Source organism: Salipiger bermudensis (assembly GCF_017309175.1).
GTDB lineage: Bacteria > Pseudomonadota > Alphaproteobacteria > Rhodobacterales > Rhodobacteraceae > Salipiger > Salipiger bermudensis.
On record NZ_JAEKJV010000003.1, the window covers coordinates 371,413 to 386,593 of the forward strand.

14 protein-coding genes and 1 pseudogene are annotated in these 15,181 nt (G+C 66.5%); 6 read left to right on the plus strand and 9 right to left on the minus strand.

Features of this window, described 5'->3' with window-relative positions; all coding sequences use genetic code 11:
- Window positions 1-75 precede the first annotated feature (75 nt).
- From JF542_RS06465 to JF542_RS06475, 3 genes are all read right to left on the minus strand, one after another.
- Window positions 76-2,040, minus strand: coding sequence for an acyltransferase family protein (locus JF542_RS06465; protein ID WP_207075181.1), 1,965 nt, complete (start codon window positions 2,038-2,040; stop codon window positions 76-78).
- 361 nt (window positions 2,041-2,401) lie between these two features.
- On the minus strand, window positions 2,402-2,884 hold the full coding sequence (locus JF542_RS06470; protein ID WP_040545706.1) for a PaaI family thioesterase: 483 nt from the start codon (window positions 2,882-2,884) through the stop codon (window positions 2,402-2,404).
- Window positions 2,885-2,984: 100 nt separating this feature from the next.
- Window positions 2,985-3,458, minus strand: a complete 474-nt coding sequence (locus JF542_RS06475) for an Lrp/AsnC family transcriptional regulator (protein ID WP_207075182.1) — start codon at window positions 3,456-3,458, stop codon at window positions 2,985-2,987.
- 140 nt (window positions 3,459-3,598) lie between these two features.
- Between JF542_RS06475 and JF542_RS06480 the strand changes: the two genes are divergently transcribed.
- Both JF542_RS06480 and JF542_RS06485 read left to right on the plus strand, forming a co-directional pair.
- Window positions 3,599-4,636 carry a zinc-dependent alcohol dehydrogenase family protein gene (locus JF542_RS06480; protein WP_207075183.1) on the plus strand — a complete coding sequence of 346 codons (1,038 nt, stop codon included), beginning with the start codon at window positions 3,599-3,601 and terminating at the stop codon, window positions 4,634-4,636.
- 113 nt (window positions 4,637-4,749) lie between these two features.
- Entirely contained in the window at window positions 4,750-5,937 is a 1,188-nt protein-coding gene (locus tag JF542_RS06485) for an aromatic amino acid transaminase (RefSeq protein WP_207075184.1), read from the plus strand.
- A gap of 132 nt (window positions 5,938-6,069) precedes the next feature.
- Here the strand turns inward: JF542_RS06485 and JF542_RS06490 are convergent, their stop codons facing one another.
- On the minus strand, window positions 6,070-6,330 hold the full coding sequence (locus tag JF542_RS06490) for a hypothetical protein (protein WP_207075185.1): 261 nt from the start codon (window positions 6,328-6,330) through the stop codon (window positions 6,070-6,072).
- 438 nt (window positions 6,331-6,768) lie between these two features.
- Here JF542_RS06490 and JF542_RS06495 point away from each other — a divergent pair, with 438 nt between their 5' ends.
- Window positions 6,769-7,515, plus strand: coding sequence for a helix-turn-helix transcriptional regulator (locus JF542_RS06495; protein ID WP_050768477.1), 747 nt, complete (start codon window positions 6,769-6,771; stop codon window positions 7,513-7,515).
- 100 nt (window positions 7,516-7,615) lie between these two features.
- Here the strand turns inward: JF542_RS06495 and bktB are convergent, their stop codons facing one another.
- Together bktB and JF542_RS06505 are read right to left on the minus strand one after the other, a co-directional pair.
- Window positions 7,616-8,800, minus strand: a complete 1,185-nt coding sequence (bktB, locus tag JF542_RS06500) for a beta-ketothiolase BktB (RefSeq protein WP_207075186.1) — start codon at window positions 8,798-8,800, stop codon at window positions 7,616-7,618.
- A 227-nt stretch (window positions 8,801-9,027) separates the two neighbouring features.
- Window positions 9,028-9,771 carry a GntR family transcriptional regulator gene (locus tag JF542_RS06505; protein WP_207075187.1) on the minus strand — a complete coding sequence of 248 codons (744 nt, stop codon included), beginning with the start codon at window positions 9,769-9,771 and terminating at the stop codon, window positions 9,028-9,030.
- Window positions 9,772-10,064: 293 nt separating this feature from the next.
- Here JF542_RS06505 and JF542_RS06510 point away from each other — a divergent pair, with 293 nt between their 5' ends.
- Both JF542_RS06510 and JF542_RS06515 read left to right on the plus strand, forming a co-directional pair.
- Complete coding sequence (locus JF542_RS06510; RefSeq protein WP_207075188.1) at window positions 10,065-11,156, plus strand: 3-hydroxyacyl-CoA dehydrogenase family protein; 1,092 nt, start codon at window positions 10,065-10,067, stop codon at window positions 11,154-11,156.
- Between the two features lie 174 nt (window positions 11,157-11,330).
- The gene (locus JF542_RS06515; protein ID WP_207075189.1) at window positions 11,331-12,722 is read left to right on the plus strand and encodes an MmgE/PrpD family protein; all 1,392 of its coding nucleotides are present in this window, start codon (window positions 11,331-11,333) and stop codon (window positions 12,720-12,722) included.
- A gap of 139 nt (window positions 12,723-12,861) precedes the next feature.
- On the opposite strand, the gene JF542_RS24515 is transcribed toward JF542_RS06515, so the two are convergent.
- Window positions 12,862-12,984 carry a hypothetical protein gene (locus JF542_RS24515; protein WP_277988577.1) on the minus strand — a complete coding sequence of 41 codons (123 nt, stop codon included), beginning with the start codon at window positions 12,982-12,984 and terminating at the stop codon, window positions 12,862-12,864.
- Window positions 12,985-13,106: 122 nt separating this feature from the next.
- Window positions 13,107-13,421 (minus strand): carboxymuconolactone decarboxylase family protein, encoded by a 315-nt coding sequence (locus JF542_RS06520; protein ID WP_207075190.1) that lies wholly within the window; start codon window positions 13,419-13,421, stop codon window positions 13,107-13,109.
- A 257-nt stretch (window positions 13,422-13,678) separates the two neighbouring features.
- Here JF542_RS06520 and JF542_RS06525 point away from each other — a divergent pair, with 257 nt between their 5' ends.
- Window positions 13,679-14,938 (plus strand): cytochrome P450, encoded by a 1,260-nt coding sequence (locus JF542_RS06525; RefSeq protein WP_207075191.1) that lies wholly within the window; start codon window positions 13,679-13,681, stop codon window positions 14,936-14,938.
- Window positions 14,939-15,072: 134 nt separating this feature from the next.
- On the opposite strand, the pseudogene JF542_RS06530 reads toward JF542_RS06525, so the two are convergent.
- A pseudogene (locus tag JF542_RS06530) lies at window positions 15,073-15,181 on the minus strand (electron transfer flavoprotein subunit alpha/FixB family protein); the annotation flags it as partial.

A 15,181-nucleotide genomic window follows, 5' to 3' on the forward strand; every position in this document is an offset into this window, starting at 1 on the left:
GGCTCTATTTGGAGGCGGCGCAGCGGACGATGCGATGCGACGGGGCCGGGCGTGCGGCGCCGCGATGCTCCAGGCTCAGTCGTTGATGGCGCGCGCCTCTATCTCGCGCAGCCAGCCAGCCGAGGCGGCGCGTTGACCGAAGAGAGCGGCGCCTTCCAGCGTCCAGTGAAGATCGTCGTACATCGTCTTTCGGCCCGTCTTGGTCACCAGCGTGCAGCTTGCCTCGTCGGGGCAGACCAGTCGGCGGCGCGACAGGTAGGTTGCCCCGGCGGCCTCGGCGATTTCGCGGATCGCGCTGTTCTGATCCTGGGCGCGACGGTCTTCATACTGCGTGGCAAGGGCATTCAGCTCGGTGAGCGCCGAGGTCTCCTGTGTCTTCATCAGGAACCAGTCGAACAGCGGGCGCGGTCCGCCGGCGTCGAACTTGGCGGTATTCCCGAGCACCAGAACCGTTTTGCCATCGTGGTTCACCGCCTCGAGGATGGTCTGTAGGGCGGTGCGGAACTCACGATAGTAGTTCGGCGCGACCATGATCACGTCGGCGGCCTCGAAGTTCGGCGTATCGCGCAGGAGGCTCAGATCTTCGTCGAGACTGCTTCGGTGAAGATTGAAGCGGGCGAATTCATAATTCGGGAAACGCTCGGCATTGAGCGTCAGCGCGTTGTAGACATCCTTCGACAGACTGTCGCCGATGATCAGCACGTTCGCCGATCCTGCGCTCTCGAACCACAACTCCTTGCTGCCTGACTCAGAAGGCCTCAGCGCGTTCCATGCCCCGATCTCTTCATCGGGGAAGCGCTTGTTCAGCAGCTGCCAGCTCGCCGCAGCGAGGGTGGCGTTGTCGCTCTCCGCCGGACCATAGAGCTTTGCGAGCGCTTGCGTGCGGCCCGATTGCGAGCCGTCCGTCGTCACGCTGAAGATCGTGATCGCGGCGACAGGCACCAGCGCCGCGGCGGCGCTGAGCGCGAAGGGCCGCCAGGGCACCTGGAACCGGAAGGGCCGCTCGACAAGGTAGTACCCGATCGCCGAGAGCGCGAAGGTCAGCGCGGTCCAGGCGATCATTTCGGTTGGCGTCGGCTTGTCGATCGACATGATCCGTCCGAAGGCGAAGATCGGGAAATGCCAGAGATAGAGCGAGTAGGACAGCTTGCCGACCCAGACCAAGGGGGAGAGCGAGAGCAGGCGCGTCACCGGCTCGTTCCGGTCGGCGCACCAGATCAGGCCGCAGGTCGCAAGAATGACGGGCACCGTTCCGAGGCCGGGATGCTGCATGCTGACCAGATCCTGGGTGACGAAGGCGCCGATCAGCACCACGAGCGACACTGCGGGAATGACCCGCGAGATCCGCCAGCGGGTGGCAGGGCCGATTTCGCGCACCAGAACCGCCAGGACAGCCCCTGCAAGCATCTCCCATGCCCGGCTTGTCGGCGTGTAGAACGAAAAGGCCGGGTGCAGCACCGTGGTGATGGCGGCGACCGCGAACCCTGCAATCATCATCGCCACGAGGATCCAGAGCAGGGGCCTCATCTTCACGCGGGGCAGCAGCAAGATCAGGAAGGGCGGAAACAGAAGGTAGAACTGTTCCTCGATCGCGAGGCTCCAGGTGTGCAGGAACGGCTGGAGCAGTCCCGATTGCGCGCCATACTCACTGAGTTCGAAGAACCAGAAGCCATTGCTCACGAAGCCGAGTGCCGCGACGAGCGACAGCGAAAACCGGTCGAGCTCGCTGGGTAGCAGAAGAAACCACGCGACGGGCAGGCTGGCGAGCATGACAAGCAGCAGGGCCGGCAGGATTCGCCGTGCGCGGCGCAGGTAGAACTGCTTCACGCTGATGCCGCCGGTGCGGCTGAACTCATCCAGCATGATGCCGCTGATCAGAAAGCCCGAGAGAACGAAGAACAGGTCCACACCCAGGAAGCCACCGGGAAGAAACGTGCCTTCGGAGGTCTGGATCTTGAGGTGGTAAAGGATCACCGCGCTTACGGCGATCGCGCGCATTCCATCGATTTCAGGGCGATAGCTCGACGAGGACGTGGACATGAAATGGGTTACTTTCGCGAACAAGAATTGTCGAAATTAAGGAGCAAGCGAGTCGCCAGTGCCACCTTGAGAAATTTTTGAGGTGTCGGATCAATCTATAATACTGGCGGAAAAACCGCACAAGCTTGGCGGGGGCAGAGGCGCAATGCGCCGCAGGTTTGTCAACAATTGGGTGGATTTTCAACGATTGGGGGCAGGCCTGCACGATCTGTGGTCCACCTGATATCGTCTTTCTCGCTGGCACGACTCTGCCGAAGACAGCCCGGTCGCTGCCCTGTTCCAGGGATCTGCGCCAAGAAAAGAAAGGCGGGGGGTTGGTGGTCGGTGCGTTGCAGGATCCGGGCGCGAGCGGGGCTGCGCGTCACCCCGGCAGCTCCATGATAAGGCAGGTGGTGGTGCCGAAGGCGACCACGCGGCCCTCGGCGTCGATCAGCTTGGCCTCGGAGGTGCCGATGCTGCGGCCGAGGGTGATGAGCTCGCCCACACAGGTATAGGTCTCGCCCACCTTCGGCGCTCGGGTGAGGTTGGTCTTGACCTCGACGGTGGTATAGCCGCGGCCCGCCGGCAGCCCGGAATGCACCGCGCAGGCCAATGTGCTGTCGAGCACTGTCATCGCCCAGCCGCCATGCACGCCACCCATCGGGTTGATGAAGTTCGGTGGCGGCGAGCAGGTCCAGGTGACACGGCCTTTCTCCACGGCGGTGATCCACTGGTTCGACACCGCACAGACCGGCGGGGAGGGCAGATCTCCGGCGATCATCTTGGCAAACAGGTCGAGCCCCGAGTGGCTGGCGAGAGTTTGCGGCGGTATGACCCCCAAAGGGCGGTCGGGACGGATGGTCATCCGGGCTTCTCCTTGCAGGCGTCGGGCCTTCGCCCGCGGGATGGCGCAGCTATGGCGGGGCTTGGCGGCGGATGCAAAGCGAACGCTACGGCCCGCGCTTTCATGAGGGAGGCAACACCGGCAGCTTGCTCGAAGCCTTCATCTCCTTCAGCGACAGGTTCGAGCGAATGCTCGTGACCCCCGGCAGCCGCCGCAACGTGCCATCAACGAAGCCGCTGTAATCGTCGAGATCTCGGGCGACCACGATCAGCAGGAAATCGTCGGCACCGGTGGTGTTGTGGCAGGCTAGGATGTTCGGCGTGGTCTCGACGAGGCGCTGAAACTCGGCGGTGGCCGCCTGATCGTGCTCGGAGCAGCGCAGCTGCACGAAGGCCATGACGCCGAGCCCCAGCTTCCGCCGATTCAGGTTGGCTTGGTAGCCTTCGATGACGCCGCTTTCCTCGAGCCGCTTGAGCCGCCGCCAGCACGGGGTCTCGCTCATCCCGAGCGTGTCGGCGAGGCGGGCATTGGTCATCCGCCCATCCTCCTGCAGCAGGGTGAGGATGCGGGCGCTCGCGGCGTCGATCTCGGGCATGGGCAGAAAGCTCTCGAATTGCGGGCTTCGGGGGAAGACTCTTTCTCGAAATAGCCGGATCTCAAGAAGATTGGCAGAGCTATTTCCATACCCGTGGTTATGATCTCCTACGCTCAAAGCCGAAACGGAAAGACCCTGCCATGAAAGCCGTCCTGTTCGAGACATTCCAAGAAGCGCCCACGCTGGTCACCGTGCCGGATCCCGTACCGGATGCGCACGGCGTCGTCCTGAAGGTCGCGGCAACCGGCGTCTGCCGCAGCGACTGGCATGGCTGGATGGGGCATGACAGCGACATCGAGCTGCCGCACGTGCCAGGGCACGAGCTGGCCGGCGAGGTCGCGGCGGTGGGCAAGGATGTCCGCAACTGGAAGATCGGCGACAAGGTCACGGTGCCGTTCATCTGCGGCTGCGGCAGCTGTTCAGAGTGCCATGCCGGTCAGCAGCAGGTCTGCCTGCATCAGGAACAGCCCGGCTTTACCCATTGGGGGTCGTTTGCGGAATACGTTCCGATCCATCAGGCCGATCTCAACCTCGTGGCGCTGCCCGAGGGCATGGGCTTCGACACAGCGGCGAGCCTCGGATGCCGCTTTGCCACCTCGTTCCGGGCGGTGATCGATCAGGGCAAGGTGCGGGCCGGGCAGTGGGTCGCCGTGCATGGCTGCGGCGGCGTCGGCCTTTCGGCGGTGATGATCGCCGCCGCCGCCGGTGCCAACGTGATCGGCGTCGATCTCGATCCGGTGAAGCTCGCGCTGGCGAAGGAGATCGGCGCAGTCGCGGCAATCGATGGGCACGAAGCAGATGTGCCTGGCGCGATCCGCGAGATCACCCGGGGCGGCGCGCATGTCTCGCTCGATGCGCTCGGTCATCCGGTCACCATGACCAACTCGATCCTGTGCCTGCGGCCGCGTGGCAAGCACGTGCAGGTCGGGCTGATGCTGGGAGAGCACGCGGCGCCGCAGGTGCCGATGCCCAAGATCGTCGGGCAGGAGATCGAGCTGCTGGGTTCGCACGGGATGCAGGCGCATCGCTACGGTGCGATGCTCGACATGGTTGCCAGCGGCAAGCTCGATCCGGCACGGCTGGTTGGCGAGCGTATCAGCCTCGCCGAGGCGCCGGCGGCGCTGATGGCGATGGACAGCTTCCGGTCGGTCGGCGCCACGGTGATCACCCGGTTCTGAGGCAGGCCACCTGCCTTTGCAGGGCAGCTGTCAAATGCGATGTCTGCGCGCGGGGATGCGACCCCGGCAGGGAAGAGGGCGGCCGGCAAGGGCCGTCGGGAGGAGAGTGAGAGATGTTCGAGACGGTCGGGGACTACCCCGTCGACCCCATCATGATCGGGGCCGAGTACTTTGCGCAGGATCCGCGCAGCGACAAGCTCAACCTGACGGTGGGGATCTATCAGGACGCCGCCGGCCAGACCCCGGTGATGCAGGCGGTCAAGCAGGCGGAGCGGCAGCTGGTCGAGACGCAGGCCAGCAAGTCCTATCTCGCGCTGACAGGCGATGCCGAGTACTGCGCCGTGCTGGGCCACGCGCTGATGGGCCCGCGGTTTGACGAGGGCTGGGTCGCGGCGCAGACCGCAGGCGGTGCGGTGGCGCTGCGGGTGATGTCGGATCTGCTGGCACAGATGCCGGCCAGGCCCACGGTCTGGATGCAGCGCCCGACCTACGGCAACTACGTTCCGATCCTCAGCGCCGCCGGGGCGCGCTTTGCCGACGTGCCCTACTACGATCCGCTCCGGCGCGAGATCACCTTCGAGCAGATGCTCGACGGCCTTCAGGCGGCCCGGCCCGGGGATGTTTTCCTGATGCAGGGCGTGTGCCACAACCCGACCGGTGCCGACATGACGCCCGAACAGGTCGAGGCGCTGCTCGACACGCTCGAGGCGCGCGGCCTCGTGCCGTGGCTCGATCTGGCCTATCTCGGCTTTGCCGGCGGCTTCGAGGCCGATTGCGCCATGGCCCGCCGCATCGTCGAGCGCTTCGACGAGTGCATCTTCTGCATCACACTGTCGAAGACCTTCGGCATCTACCGCGACCGCGCCGGGGCGCTCTTCGTGAAGACCCGCAGCGGCGACCGGGCACGAGTGCACCGAGCGGTGACGGCCATCGTCCGCTCGGGTGCCTCCCATGCCCCGGATCACGGGCCATCGGTGGTGCGCACGATCCTGCAGGACCCGGAGCTGAAGGCGCTCTGGCTCCGCGAGCTGGACCAGATGCGTGCGCGCGTGGCGCAGGTGCGTGCTGCGCTGGTGCGGACCGAGCAGGAGGGCTTCGGCTGCGACGAGCTCGCCTATCTCGGGCGGCAGTCGGGGATGTTCTCGCTGCTGCCGCTGACCGACACTCAGGAGGCGGCGCTGACCCGCGAACACGGCATTCACGTGGTGAAGGGTGGTCGGGTCAACGTGGCGCGTCTTGGGCCGAAGGATATCCCGTGGCTGGTGCGGGCCGTGCACGACGTGATGGCGCCGGCGGCCTGACAGCGCTTGCGCGGCACCATCACTGGCTGGAGCCATGCCCGGGTGGAAACGGCTGCGGCTTCCTACCCTGCCCGGACGCGAGCCGGGGCCGGCCCGCGGGTCGTGCAGGCGCCGCAGCACCGTCCGCCAGCCCTACCAGTCCAGGTCGAACTTGGTGATCAGCGCAGAGACCTGCGCGTCCGTCAGGCGCTTGGGCGACAAGCCGCGGGTCATCATTGCCACCTTGGCCCCGGCCTTGAGCACCCCGGCGCGGGACAGGATGCCGCCCTCGGAGGTCTCGCACAGGATCGTCGCGACCTCGTCGATGCGGGCGATGGGGCAGTGCAGGTCGGGACGGTCTGGCAGCATGGCGCAGGCGTTGGCCGCCAGCGTCATCTCGCACAGGTCGGGCACCGCGCGCGCCGATCTCGACGCCGTCGCCGTCGCCCAGCCGTCCAAGGCCGGCGAACTCGGGCACGTCGGCGAGCTCTCCGTCGACCGTCACGGTGTCTGCCGCGCGGTCGAAGAACACGCCCGCATTCCCGACACGTTGCTTCGCCGGGAGGGGGGCCTTGCTGCGCGAGATGCTGAGGGCGGATCACCTTTCGGGCTGGGGCGCGGCGGGCGCTGGAGTTGCAGGAGAAGACCGGGGCAGGCGAAGACCCGTAGCCGCATGCGCGCGGTTGCAGATCGGTTCGGCGGGACCGGCGTGGGCCAAGGGCCTGCCCGGGCGCGGTGACCCGCGTCGATCACACTCCGAAAATGGCTGAACCGGACGCTGCGACGTGGCTGGCATGCGCGCGCATTCCGGCTCATAGATATCCGACACGAAGCGCTTTCGCGGAGGGGAGGATGACGACGCGATACGCAGATCTGCTGATGGATACGGTCTCACGGCTCACCGAGGCGGAGGGGCCGGATCAGACTTGGGACGCTGCCGCCGGGGTTGCCAACAGGATCGGCGCCCGCGCCCTGACCTGCGGTGCGGTGATGCGCGACAGCCGCCACGTTGCCTGGGTCCGAAGCTCCATGGATGCCTCGTTTCTCGAGGCCTTCAGTGACGCCAGGCTCTACGAGGTCGACCCCATCCAGGCGGGCGCGATTGCCGGGCGGGTGGCGCCTAGGATCGACGTTGCTGCGGCGCTTCGGACCGAGACCGATCCTCGCGCCCGTGACCTATATGCGATGCTGCTCGAGCACGGGTTTCGGCACTACCTCAACCACACCTGGATCGAGGAGGCGAGCGAGCAGACCTTCGCGCTGGCCTGCGACGCACATCCCGCCGAGCTGTTCGGCCGGGGCACGGAGCGGGCGTTCTCCGCCGTCTCCGCGATCCTCTCCATGGCAATGCGCTCGCCCGGACTCGTCTATGCCGAGGACCGCGCCTTCGACGCGCCGTGGTCGCGCCTGAGCGATCCCGAGCGCGATGTTCTCTGCTATCTGGGGCAGGGCCTCAACAGCGAGCAGATCGCCGACCGCCTTCTGCGCCCGCAGTCCGAGGTCTCCTTGCTGCTGGATCGCGCGTGCCGCAGGCTGGGCACGCAACGGCCCGAGCAGGCGCTGTCTCTGGTTCTGGTGCGCGGCGGTCTGTGCCTCTAGCGCCGGGCAGCGCGCTCTTCATAGCGGCGCTCCTGTGTGATTAGATTATGCGCGATGCGGCCGGGGCGCTCCGGCCCGACATGCGCGAGGGTGAGGCGGCTCAGCGCCGCAGGTTCTCGACGATCAGCGCGATCCCCTGCCCGCCGCCGATGCACATCGTGGCAAGGCCGTAGCGACCGCCGGTGCGCGCAAGCTCGTAGAGAAGCTTGGTGAGGATGATCGCGCCGGAGGCACCGATGGGATGGCCGAGGGCGATGGCGCCGCCGTTCGGATTGACCTTGGCGGGATCGAGACCAAGCGTCTTGCTGACCGCGCAGGCCTGCGCCGCGAAGGCCTCGTTGCTCTCGATCACGTCGAGATCTGCGACCGAAAGGCCGGCCCGGCCAAGCGCCTGCTCGGTCGCGGGGACCGGTCCGAGCCCCATGAGCGACGGGGCCACGCCGCCAAGCCCCGAGGCCACGATGCGGGCCATCGGCGCGAGGCCCTTCTTCGCGGCAAGCGCGGCGCTCGAAAGCACCAGCGCGGCGGCGCCGTCGTTGATGCCGCTGGCGTTGCCGGCGGTCACCGAGCCGTCCTTGCGGAAGGCGGGGCGGAGACGGGCGAGATCCTCGGCGCTGGCATCGGTCCGGACCATCTCGTCGCGGGCGAAGCGCTCGGTCTTGCGGCCCTTACGCACCTCGAGCGGCAGGATCTGGTCGTCGAACCGGCCTTCGGACTGGGCCTGCGCCGCGCGGCGATGCGACTCGGCGGCGGTGGCGTCCTGTTCGCTGCGCGAGACGCCGTCGCGCTCGGCCACGTTTTCGGCGGTGATGCCCATGTGGCCGTTGCCGAACGGGTCGGTGAGCGCGCCGATCATCATGTCGGTCGCGGTGACCTCGCCCATCCGTGCGCCGAACCGGGCCGACATCAGGTGGCCGGCGCGGCTCATGTTCTCGGCGCCTCCGGCGAGGGCGGCATCGCAATGGCCGAGCATGATCGCCTCGCTGGCCGAGACCACCGCCTGCAGCCCGCTGCCGCAGAGCCGGTTGAGCGTGAGGGCCGGGCTGGTCTCGGGAACGCCCGCACCGATGGCCGCCACCCGCGACAGGTACATGTCGCGCGGCTCGGTGTGGATCACGTTGCCCATCACGGTCTGGCCGATGGCGGCACCCTCGAGGCTGGAGCGCGCAATCGCCTCGGTCGCGATGGTCGTGGCAAGGTCGCAGGGCGCGATGCCGGAAAGCGAGCCTCCAAAGGTGCCGATGGCGGTGCGGGCGGCGCTCAGGATCACGATGTCTTTGGTCATGGGGTCTCCGGTCGGGCAGGACAAGGCGCGCCTCCGGGATCGCCGGGCCGGCGCGTGGGTCGCGGGATTGCCGCAGCTTGGCGCGCTTCGATCGCCTTGCACAATGGCGCGGCGTGGTCGGCGGGACTTGGGCTGCCATAGGCGCCGGATGGATCTGAGGGGCGACGGTTGACCGAAGAAGGATGCGAGACGATACTAGCGGATTACCAAGACCGGCCTTGCCGCGATCATTCCCGCAAGAGCCCGGTGATGTCGCGCGTCAGGCAGAATTCCCGCTCGCGGTAGGTGTAGTTCCCGAACAGCGCGACAGTCTTGTCGGCATCCAGCAGAACGCGGCTGATCCGTGCCACGGGCGCGGTCCGTAGACATTGCAATTGCTGGCTTTCGTCCTCGGTCGGCATCGAGACACGGATCAGCTCGGAGCCGGTGATCTGCCGTGGCCGCGTCGCGTCGCGCACCAGCCGGGTGATCTTGGACACGGTCTCGCCGCCCGGCGGAAACTGCCGGTAGAGGGCGAGGCGGACATAGGTCTCGGAACAGGCATAGGGGATGCCCTTGTAGAGATCGCGCTTGCGGATCCGCACATAGGGGCCCGCGTCGATCCCCTCCTCGAGCAGGCGCGGCGGCAACTGGTCGAACTCGTCATACTCGAGCCGGTCGACGGTGTAGGTTTCCGGCGTGTCGTCAATCGAGCCGATCGAGGAAAAGATCGGCTGGTCCGACATCTCGGGGGCTTTCCAAGTGACGTAGGTGCGCTTGCCGCGATGGCTCGACAGCAGGCCTTCCTGCACCAGCAACTGGATCGCTTGCCGCACTGTCACCCGGGCGAGGCTGAACTCCTCGGTCAGCTCGTCGAGCGTCGGGACCGGGTCGTCCTGCCGCCAGACGCCGGTATGGATGCGGTCGCGCAGGATATTCGCGAGCTGCGCATAGAGCGTGACCGGGCCCTGCTTGAGGTTGTGCGATGGCATTGGGCCTCCCGGATTCTCTGAGGGGTGAGGGTCCTATCCTCTAACACCGTTCATGTATGGTCTCCTAGATCCAAGTGACGACCTAGTGTGAGGCGTGACGTCACGATGCCAGAACCGGCCTCTGAACACGGGATATTTTGCGCACCGCACCGGGTTTTCCTATCTGAACCATAGTCTGGGTCGAGGGGCGGGGGCTCATGATGTCCTAAAGTCGGGCATAGGTGTCTAAGAAGGCTCTGAGCCTTCGGCCCTCGCCGAGGGGCGTTTGTCGCTGTCACAAGGAGGGATGTGCCATGAGCAGGACCGTTGCCATCATCGGGGCCGGTACGATGGGGGGTGGGATCGCCATCAGCGCGCTTGCGGGCGGTTGTCGGGTGACCCTGATCGACACCACCGAAACGGCGCTTGCCGCCGCCGTGGCGCGGATCGGCAAGGCGTTCGCGCGCATGGTCGAGAAGGGCCGGATGAGCGCAGAGAGCGCCGAGGCCAGCCGGGCGGCGCTGAGCCTCTCGACAAGCATGGAGGCGGTGGCCGGTGCGGCGCTTGTGATCGAGGCGGTGTTCGAGGATCTCGAGGTGAAGACCGGGCTGCTGACCCGGCTTGCGCCGCATCTCGGCGACGAGGCGGTTGTCGCGACCAACACCAGCGCGCTGCGGGTGAGCGATCTGGCCGGCTGCCTGCCTGATCCCGGGCGGTTCCTCGGGCTGCATTTCTTCAGCCCGGCCGACATCAACCCGCTGGTCGAGGTGGTACGCGGCGCGGCGACGTCTGAGGACAGTCTCGCGCTGGCGCTGGACTACGTCGCCGCGATGGGCAAGACGCCGCTGACCTGCCGCGATGCCAACGGTTTCGCGGTCAACCGGTTCTTCTGCCCCTACACCAACGAGGCCGTGCGCATCGCCGACGAGGGGCTGGCCAGCCCCGGGCAGATCGACATGGTGGCCCGCGAGGTGTTCGACCTCGCCATCGGGCCCTTTGCGGTGATGAACATCATCAAGCCCCGGATCAATCTCAACGCCGTGCGCAATCTCGGCGCGCTGGGGCCGAGCTATGCCCCGGCGGCGGGGCTCATCGCAGTGGGGGAGGCGGGGGACGCCTGGCAGATCGACGAGGCGCCCGAGGCCCCCGATGCGGCGCTGGCGCGGCTGATCGCGGATCGTTTGCGCGCGGCCCTGTTCCTGCCGGTGCTCGAGGAACTGGCCGAGGACGTGGCCAGCCCCGAGGACATCGACACCGGCGCGAGGCTCGCGCTGCGCTTTGGAAGGCCGCCGGTGGCGCTGATGCGCGAGACCGGCGAGACGGAACTGCGCGAGATCGTTTCGCACTACTGCGCGCGCTTCGACACGGCCTTTCCCGAGGCGGGGATGCGAGAGGTCTATGGTTGACGTGGGTCCGGTCCAACTGAACCACCAGTCATTGCCTATGGGTGCCGTCGGATCAAACCGGGAGAGCCGGTAAACCGGCCCGGACATGATGGAACATTGCCGCCGCCGGTGCCAGTCTGCACGCAGCAAGGCGCGGGTGCGCGCACGGAACAGAGACAGGAACGGGAGGGGTTCATGGACGGCGACACACTGACGCTGGAACGGGCGGTGGCGAAATTCGTGGTGAATTTCAGCTACGAGGATATCGACGACGCGACCCTTGCGGCGCTCAAGATGCTGACGCGCGACCAGTTCGCGATCCAGATCGGGGCCTCGCAGCTGCCCTGGTCGCAAAAGGCCCGGGCGTTCCGCGATCCGCGCCCCGGCAAGGCCACCATCGTCGGCGACGGCGAGACCAAGGCGGCAGCGGTCGATGCGGCCTATCTCAACGCAACCTATGGCCACGGCTTCGAGTATGACGATTTCTTCGGCAACGCCCATCCGGGCTGCGCCGTGGTGCCCGCCGCCTTCGCCATGGGCGAAGAGATGGGGGCCGATCTGAAGACGGTGATCACCGCGCTCGTGGTCGGCTACGAGACCTATGTGCGGATCGGTAAATGGGGCTCGCCGGCGGTGCTCAACGAGGGCTGGCAGCCGCACGCGATCTGGGGTGGCTTCGGCATCGCGGCACTGGCGGCCAAGATGTACGGTCTCGACGAGGAAGAGACCTTCCATGCGCTCGCCATCGCGCTCAGCCACGCGTCGGGGCCGACGGAATACGCCTCGAGCGGTGGCTCGATCAAGCGGGTGCATGCAGGGATCTGCGTGCGCAACGGCATCGAATCCGCCGAGCTGGCCCGCGCCGGTATCACCGGGCCGCGCAACTTCCTCACCGGAAACCGCGGCCTCTACAAGATGTTCTGCGACAAGACCGTGGGCGATGAGGCCATTGCCGATTTCCTGCCAGAGACGCCGAACTTCATGCCGGGCCTGTCCTACAAGGCCTATTGCTGCTGTGCCTGCACCTTCTCCTACATCGAGGCGATGGAGCATGTGCGCGACCGTGCCGGGGAGATCGAGCGCATCGATGCCAAGGTGCAGACCATGGTCAACAGCATCGTCGGCACCCGCAACGTGAACATCTACACCCCTCGAAACATCGAGGAGGTGCAGTATTCACTGCCGGCGCAGATGGCGCTGTCGGTGCTGGGCAAGGGCAACGGGTTCACCGCGCACAAGGCGATCCTCGACGGCGAGATCGATCTCGGTTCCGGCTCGGAAGTGCGCGACATGCTCGAGAAGGTGAAGATCGAGATCAGCCCCGAGCTCGACGCGAGCTACCCGTATTTCGTTGCCGACGTGACGGTGCATTTCAAGGATGGCACCAGCCAGCACATCTTCGAAGAGCAATCGAAAGGCTCGCCCAAGAAGCCGTTCACGCCCGAAGAGCACATGACCAAGCTCGACGACCTGACGGTGGCCTTCATCGGTAAGGACCAGGCCGACCGGCTCTGGGCGATGGTCGAGGAGATGAAGCCCGACCGCCCGGCCTCGGAGGTGACGGCGCTGCTGCTGGCCGGCGCCTGAGCCGGCGCGCCGGGCGCCCGCGCCCAGTTTGCGCCGCTCGAAAACACAGGCCCCGAAACGAGAAACGCCCCGCAGCCGGTCAGGCTGTGGGGCGATTTCGTGCCGGCTTGCAGCGGGAGATGATCCCGCGGCGTCGGGCTTAGTGGTGGACGGCGTGACCGTGTTCCTGGCCGCCGAACAGCTTCGCGAAGAAGTCGCGGATCACGGCGCTGCGGTAGGCTTGGGCTTCGGCGATGACTTTGGCGTTCTTTGCGTGGTCCATCTCGGGTCTCCTGAATCGTGCATAATGTTGCTTGATCCCAATTTAGGAGACCCACCCCGCCCGAACCACCCTTGATGCTGCAACGCGGCATTGCGGGAGAGTCATGGCTGCGCGCGGTGGCATCAGACCTTTGGCGGGTTTGCCTCGAACAGCGCCATGCCGGATTTCGCGGCGTTCACGCCGCAGGGCCAGCCGGCGTAGAAGGCGACCTGCACCACCAGCCCGCGCAGCTCGTCCACCGCCACGCCGTTCTCGACGGCGAGCTTCATGTGATGCTCGAGTTCGGCATTCTTGCCAAGCGCCGCGAGCACCGCGCAGGTCACGAGGCTGCGGTCGCGCTTGTTCAGCTCGGGCTGGTTCCAGACGTCGTCGTAGAGAACGGTGTCGCGCAGGCGCCCGAACACGGGAACCGCATCGTAAACGGTGGCTTTGCTCATCTCTTGTCCTTCCGATGGCGTTTGAAACGGGTCGCCACGATGATCACACCAAGCGGCCCCGGGCGACAGGGAGGCAGAAGTGGATGGCCGCCCAAGCTTCGGCCTATGGCGGTGGCGGGCCCCGTTTCCAGCTTACGGGGGGTGGGATAGCGTTTTGCTGTTGGCAGAGCGGGAGAGGGGCCTGCGCTGCCGCCATCATCAGCCGATCGCGCGCCGCCCGGCAGGGCCCGCCGCGACCCCGAAGGAGGAGAAAGCCCATGCAGCCCGTGATGGATCCGGCGGTGCCGGACTTCGTGAACAAGCTTCAACGCATCGATACCTACGACGAGATCGAGGAAATCATGAAGTCGCAGGACTTCGTGATGGCCGGCGCCGACGAGCGCTTCATCTTCCTCGAGGACACGCTGATCATGGCCGAGGGGGAGCAGCATTCCGAGCTGACCCGCCTGTTCGCGCCGCTGATGTCGCGGCAGGCGGTGGCCTATTACGAGCTTCAGCTGGTCGAGCCGGCGATCCAGGACTCGATCGCCGAGATGACCTCGACCCGCGGCGAGGACGGCAAGGTGCGCGCCGACGTGGTGCCGCTGATCCACGCCGCGCTGACGCGGATTTCGGCCCGGGTGACCGGCGTCGACGGCGTTGACAGCAAGGAAGCGACCGAGCGCTTCCGCGACATGGTGCTGGCGGTGAGCGCCGCCACGACGGCGAGCTATTCCTCGGCCACCAATCCCGGCGCCATCATCCAGAAGGGCAAGGACGCGCTGCAGGCGCTGGCCGATGAGTGGATGCAGGCCTCGCTCGACCGCCGCATCGCGCTGGCCAAGCAGCACAAGGCGGGCGAGATCGAGGCCGCCGACCTGCCGCGGGACGTGCTGATGTCGCTTTGCCTTGCCGAAGACCTGTCGCGCCCGGACGATGACAAGCGCGTCCCCTATGTCTGGCGGCACTGCGCGCAGTTCCTCACCGGCTCGATCAAGACCACCAGCCACATGCTTCCGCATGCCTTCGTGCATATCGACGAGTGGATCAAGGAACACCCGGAGGACCGTCCCAATCTCACGGATCCGGAGTGGTTGCACCGGGCCATCGCCGAGGCCTTCCGCCTGCACCAGACCACGCCCGCGCGCTTCCGCAAGGCGACCAAGGATGTCGAGCTGAGCACCGGCCGCAAGGTTGCATCGGGCGAGATGGTGGCGATCCATGCTCCGGTGGCCAATGTCGAGGCCTTCGGCGAGGACGGTCGCTATTTCAACATCCATCGCGAAGTGCCCAAGGGCAAGAAGGCCTGGGGCATGACCTTCGGCATCGGCAAGCATTCCTGCATCGGCCAGAACCTGGTGACCGGGATCATGAACAAGGGCGACGCCAAGCACGGCACCCACGGCACCGCGGTGCGGCTGCTCAAGGCGATGTATGAGCTCGGGGCCGAGCTTGACCCGGACAACCCGCCACAGCGCCCGCATGACAACCTTCACGACACCTGGGAGAGCGTGCCGGTGATCCTGCACAAGGCCTGATCCTCGGGCTGCGCGCCGGGGCCTGAGGGGCCGGCGCGTCTGCCTCGAGGGCGTGGCAAAGCCTTTCGCCACGCCCCTGCAACGAAAGAGGCCCGCCGTTTCCGACGGGCCTTTCGCTGTCTCCGGCGCGGGGCTCAGACCTTTTCGGTCAGCGCCGGCACCGCTTCGAAGAGGTCCGCCACGAGGCCGAAATCGGCGACCTGGAAGATCGGCGCCTCTTCGTCCTTGTTGATCGCGACGATG

Excerpts from the sequence above, each read along its gene's own strand:
- JF542_RS06465 (WP_207075181.1), bottom strand. The coding sequence starts at position 2,040 with ATGTCCACGTCCTCGTCGAGCTATCGCCCTGAAATCGATGGAATGCGC.
- JF542_RS06470 (WP_040545706.1), bottom strand. The coding sequence starts at position 2,884 with ATGACCATCCGTCCCGACCGCCCTTTGGGGGTCATACCGCCGCAAACT.
- JF542_RS06475 (WP_207075182.1), bottom strand. The coding sequence starts at position 3,458 with ATGCCCGAGATCGACGCCGCGAGCGCCCGCATCCTCACCCTGCTGCAG.
- JF542_RS06480 (WP_207075183.1), top strand. The coding sequence starts at position 3,599 with ATGAAAGCCGTCCTGTTCGAGACATTCCAAGAAGCGCCCACGCTGGTC.
- JF542_RS06485 (WP_207075184.1), top strand. The coding sequence starts at position 4,750 with ATGTTCGAGACGGTCGGGGACTACCCCGTCGACCCCATCATGATCGGG.
- JF542_RS06495 (WP_050768477.1), top strand. The coding sequence starts at position 6,769 with ATGACGACGCGATACGCAGATCTGCTGATGGATACGGTCTCACGGCTC.
- bktB (WP_207075186.1), bottom strand. The coding sequence starts at position 8,800 with ATGACCAAAGACATCGTGATCCTGAGCGCCGCCCGCACCGCCATCGGC.
- JF542_RS06505 (WP_207075187.1), bottom strand. The coding sequence starts at position 9,771 with ATGCCATCGCACAACCTCAAGCAGGGCCCGGTCACGCTCTATGCGCAG.
- JF542_RS06510 (WP_207075188.1), top strand. The coding sequence starts at position 10,065 with ATGAGCAGGACCGTTGCCATCATCGGGGCCGGTACGATGGGGGGTGGG.
- JF542_RS06515 (WP_207075189.1), top strand. The coding sequence starts at position 11,331 with ATGGACGGCGACACACTGACGCTGGAACGGGCGGTGGCGAAATTCGTG.
- JF542_RS24515 (WP_277988577.1), bottom strand. The coding sequence starts at position 12,984 with ATGGACCACGCAAAGAACGCCAAAGTCATCGCCGAAGCCCAAGCCTAC.
- JF542_RS06520 (WP_207075190.1), bottom strand. The coding sequence starts at position 13,421 with ATGAGCAAAGCCACCGTTTACGATGCGGTTCCCGTGTTCGGGCGCCTG.
- JF542_RS06525 (WP_207075191.1), top strand. The coding sequence starts at position 13,679 with ATGCAGCCCGTGATGGATCCGGCGGTGCCGGACTTCGTGAACAAGCTT.